Origin of the sequence: Okeania sp. SIO2B9 (genome assembly GCF_010672505.1) — a bacterium.
Classification (GTDB): Bacteria; Cyanobacteriota; Cyanobacteriia; order Cyanobacteriales; family Microcoleaceae; genus Okeania; species Okeania hirsuta.
The window spans coordinates 1-4,473 of the sequence record NZ_JAAHGK010000604.1 but is presented as its reverse complement, the minus strand read 5'-3'; the positions used below and the strand labels follow the sequence as shown (position 1 = coordinate 4,473).

The 4,473-nt window shown below is 36.2% G+C and carries 5 protein-coding genes; 2 read left to right on the top strand and 3 right to left on the bottom strand.

All coding sequences use genetic code 11. The annotated features are described in order from the left end of the window. Positions 1 to 353: 353 nt before the first annotated feature. Positions 354 to 746, bottom strand: coding sequence for a DUF309 domain-containing protein (locus F6K13_RS19965; RefSeq protein ID WP_124142670.1), 393 nt, complete (start codon positions 744 to 746; stop codon positions 354 to 356). 25 nt (positions 747 to 771) lie between these two features. On the opposite strand from F6K13_RS19965, the gene F6K13_RS19960 reads away from it, so the two are divergent. Further along, the gene (locus tag F6K13_RS19960; protein WP_124142669.1) at positions 772 to 1,011 is read left to right on the top strand and encodes a hypothetical protein; all 240 of its coding nucleotides are present in this window, start codon (positions 772 to 774) and stop codon (positions 1,009 to 1,011) included. Positions 1,012 to 1,462: 451 nt separating this feature from the next. Here the strand turns inward: F6K13_RS19960 and F6K13_RS19955 are convergent, their stop codons facing one another. Then, on the bottom strand, positions 1,463 to 1,828 hold the full coding sequence (locus F6K13_RS19955) for a ferredoxin thioredoxin reductase catalytic beta subunit (protein WP_124142668.1): 366 nt from the start codon (positions 1,826 to 1,828) through the stop codon (positions 1,463 to 1,465). Positions 1,829 to 2,105: 277 nt separating this feature from the next. After that, positions 2,106 to 3,260, bottom strand: coding sequence for a DUF58 domain-containing protein (locus F6K13_RS19950; RefSeq protein ID WP_124142681.1), 1,155 nt, complete (start codon positions 3,258 to 3,260; stop codon positions 2,106 to 2,108). Between the two features lie 716 nt (positions 3,261 to 3,976). Here F6K13_RS19950 and coaD point away from each other — a divergent pair. Then, a partial coding sequence (gene coaD / locus F6K13_RS19945) for a pantetheine-phosphate adenylyltransferase (protein WP_287288148.1) occupies positions 3,977 to 4,473 on the top strand: 497 nt, incomplete at its 3' end.

The window sequence follows — 4,473 nt, the reverse complement described above, 5'->3', positions numbered from 1 at the left end:
TCGAGAAATCAAGTAGCAAGAATTATCAAGCAAATAGATTACACTAATGATAAATTATAGCAACCGCCAGGTTTGTTAGGAAAATTAGTGCGACCATCTTGCTCACCTCATAAATCATCATAATTATCCGATGTTCTAACTATAGTGACGACTGCTGTAGTATTGAAGAACAAAGATAGAATAGGGGAAAAAGGTAGAAAAATGGGTAGTCCTGCATAGTAATGGTATACAAGGTACAAGGTACAATGCTTGGCACTGTTAGGGTGCGTTACGCTACCGCTAACACACCCTACTGGACTGACTTTTCTCTTCTCCCTGTTGCCTTTTGCCTGTTGCCTGTTGCCTGTTGCCTGCTATAGTTTGACAACTTTTGGGTATTTTGTATTATCAGAAGAGCGCACAAAATCAGCAATATTTTCAGGACCAGACTCTTGTAAATTTTTCAATAATTCGGCACTTTCTGTCAGTAACTTATCGACATCAATCTCAAAATAACTAGGTAAATAATAATTCAATTTCCTAATACCTTCCCCCAACAACATAACAGCACCACGCCAATTTTCATTACCCGCATGATAAAGTCCAACTGCTATTTGTAAAACCCCTTGATAAAAAGTACGTTCCGGTTCTCCAGCTTCCATCCATAAAGCCTCCAGAGTATCATGGCATTTATAGAATTCTTGTTGATTAAACTCAGCTATTCCTTGCCAAAACTCTTGGGGAATTTTTTCTTGTTCAGAAGTCATTATTTTTATAGTAATTTCATTTGAGTTGCGAAAAAAAACCTGGTCGCTAAAAAACCTGGTCGCTTTTAGGCAACAGGCAACAGGCAACAGGCAACAGGCAACAGGCAACAGGTCAGAAGGTTTGCCAGACTTTTTACTGTTAGTAAATAACCAACTCTTGTTTGACATCTCATTTGAAAACGCTATAACTAAGTTGAGGAAGGAAGAAGGAAGAGGGACTGAACTGGAAAAAATTGTCCGGCAAAGTTTGTTACGAGAACAGTGAGAGCATCTTGCTCCCGTGCCTGGTATTCCTTTTTGCTGTATACCATTAGTAGTAGTAGACTGTTTCATCTTAAATTTTGCAATAGATGTAGGTTGGGTTTCGTCCCTCAACTCAACCTACATTTTTAGGCGTGTCGGTTCAGTAGGGTGTGTTAGCAAAGAGTAACGCACCTGAGATACCTTAAATGTTGCATTATAAAAAATAGGCAAAACCTTGCAATAACAAGAATTATGCGAAAAAAGCTAATGCCAAAAATTAGCTGTGTCACTCCAGTAGGGTGCATTAGTATAGCAGAAGGAATAAGAAAAAATATTGTTAAAATCATGTATTTTCAGTAGAAGGAAAAAGGAAAAAAATATCTCTGTTTATCTCAACAAAACTCATCAGAAAAAGCTCTACCTTGGCAAAAATTTCGACTAAACTTTATTCCTGATTCCTTCTAGTTTTCAACCTACATAGTTGCTCTAGTAGCTTCTAAAACTTCTTGAGTAATTGTTTGCTCTTCCCCAGCAAAGTCATTATCTGGAGTTAAAAACAACATACAATGACATTCTTTACGCTCTCGCATCGGTACACAAGGACAATTCCAATATGTAGCTTTTACTTCTGCTTCTTTATCTTCATAATGACGACATGGACATAAAGGAGCGCCCAATTCATCCTTATGTTTAGCCAACCCTTCAATTACCACTGCCGTAACGGAAGGATCTACACAAAAATAAGTATTTGTATTCTTGGCATACTTTTCAGAAAAACTTTTCATCGCTTTCAACGATTTTTCACTGGATAGTTTTTTATTTTCTGTTGTTGGGTTCATAATATACGTTTGTTATGTTGTTGATATTAGATATTTGTCTCAATCTTACAGCACAAAGTCATTTTCGGGGGAAAATATGGTGAAAAATTCTAAATGTTTCAGATTTTTACCCACTTATAATAAAAAGTGACATTTGTCAATACAAACAATTCAATAAACCATAAACTCGTTTCAAAGTCTGCTTAAAAGTTATACTATTTCTGAATAGTAATGTCATGTTTGATTACCATCTCTCATCTCCCCATCTCTCATCTCCCCTACTCCCCATCTTCTTCCTTCAAACTTGAGACTGAAGTTGAAACTCTAAAGGCTGAGTAGAACTAATTTCTAAACCAGAAGAATGCGAAATCTTTCCTGCTTCTGTTCCAGGAGAAATAGACTCATCTAACCATAATAACCACCTACTTCCAGAAGGCAGAGAAGATAAACTAACTGGGTCTTGAGTCAACCAGAGCAAAGACTTATTTGGTGGTTTTCCTAACACAACCTCCTCCCCAAACTTAACTCCAGCCAAAGTTTGCAACACCACCCTATTTCCATGCACCAACCCAGTAGCAGCAGTCCAAAGCTGGACATTTTTCAGAGAGCGGTTAGCATAGAAATACAAAGAAGCTGCTGCTATTACCGCTGCTTCAAAATTATCTGTTTGCCAATTAGCAGCACTATCAAGACAAATGATAACTTCTTCTCCTCCCTTAGATACCTCTAATTCTCGAACCCGCAACTCTCCATAACGAGCGCTACTCCGCCAATGGATCAAACGACTAGGGTCGCCAAACCGATATGGTCGTAATGTCCGAGTTAAGCCTTCCGAAGCCATTAGATAACGACTATCCTCGTTTAGTTGACGGCTATTTTCTTGACCAAGTTCATCTATTATCGGACAATTACTCAGGGGTAAAACTGTAGGATACACAATAGCAGTAGCTTTAGCATTCCGACTACGGCGACACCAAAATAGACCTAGAGGTGCTGCACTTCTCAGTTGAAGATGATGCCAACGATATATTCCTCTTCTTTTGGTAGGTAAATGGTAAGTCCAATGGTAAACTTCTTTCCCAGGAATGACTTCTATTGCTTGTTGAGGTGATTTTCCTAGCACCAAAGGAATTTCATCCTTGAGTTGCACTAATGCTATTGGTTGATTAGTAGAATTTTCAATTGTGAGGGCGATAGTTAAATAGTCGTTCACCGTTACAGGTTGAATTAGATGGCGACGTACTTGTATTTGACGTAGCGATCGCCCTGGCAAAACAGCACCCATTCCTAATAATGCAAAACTCATCCCACTAATTACATATAACCATCCTGCCATTGTATTAGTGGCGGCACCAAAGAAGAATATTGATAACATTCCGAGTAACCCACCTGCATAGCTTGGTGTTACCCAGTTAGTTTCTAACCAGTCAGAAATTTTGTAGTAAATTTTCATAGAAGAATAATTAGACAAATTTTTAAAGTTGTAATTCGAGGAACATTTTTATCATGATCTTGATCTAGTTACGGATAAAAAAATATAGCAATGTGCGCTGGCATATTTACAAATTACAGGAACTGTCCAATAGCTAAAAATCTTAATATTATCAGCAATTTATTCCTCCTGTTGCCTGTGCACAGCGCTATAACTATAGCATTAAAGATTTTTATAGATTAATTTACTACTAATTATTCAAGATAAAATATTAATATTTGTTTGATTAATTTACATCCTAGTTTTTAGCATGAATTATCGACTTTATTGTCGTTTTTTTTTGCTGCTTCAATTGATTTTTATCTTAATCTCAAAAAAAGCAGAAAATAATTTAAATAATACCAAAAACTAAAAGATTATTTGAAAGTACAATTATCTTTATTGTCTGGCAGTTATTACCAAAATAAATCAAACTAAAACCGAAATATATTTTTATCGATCAAAAATCTTGGTAGTTCTGTATAGTAATGGTGAATGGTGGCTATAACCCTCACTATGCTGTTACTGAAAAAATCACAATGCACCACTAGCAAATCCCAAATATCATCTAATTCAAAAAATACTGATTACTTTCCTGATATAATATTACCTCAAAAAAACAGACAAATAATATCTTGGAAATATTTCTAATAACCTTGCTAAAATATTTGAATAACTATTCTTAATATAGCTATATTGTGATTGCAATCTATCCAGGCAGTTTTGACCCTATTACCCTCGGTCACATAGATATTATTGAACGAGGGTGTAAGCTTTTTGAAAAGGTTATTGTGGCCGTACTGCAAAATCCTAGTAAGACTCCTTTGTTTGCCATTGAGAAACGTTTAAATCAAATTCACTATTCCACACAACACCTATCTAATGTGGAGGTAGCCAGTTTCGATGGTTTAGCGGTAAACTATGCAAAAATGCGACAGGCTAAAGTCCTGATGCGAGGTCTACGAGTTCTTTCTGATTTTGAAAAAGAACTTCAAATGGCCCATACAAATAAAACCTTATTATCTGAAATAGAGACAGTTTTTTTGGCCACCTCTAATGAATATAGCTTTTTAAGTAGTAGTGTAGTTAAAGAAATTGCCATTTTTGGTGGATCGGTAGATCATCTCGTTCCTCAGCACATTGCTATTGATATTTATAAATGTTACGACAAAATTCAGCCAATATTAAATCAGCA

Bases quoted from the DNA above. Each gene is read 5' to 3' on its own strand.
- F6K13_RS19965 (WP_124142670.1), bottom strand. From the start codon at position 746: ATGACTTCTGAACAAGAAAAAATTCCCCAAGAGTTTTGGCAAGGAATA.
- F6K13_RS19950 (WP_124142681.1), bottom strand. From the start codon at position 3,260: ATGAAAATTTACTACAAAATTTCTGACTGGTTAGAAACTAACTGGGTA.
- F6K13_RS19955 (WP_124142668.1), bottom strand. From the start codon at position 1,828: ATGAACCCAACAACAGAAAATAAAAAACTATCCAGTGAAAAATCGTTG.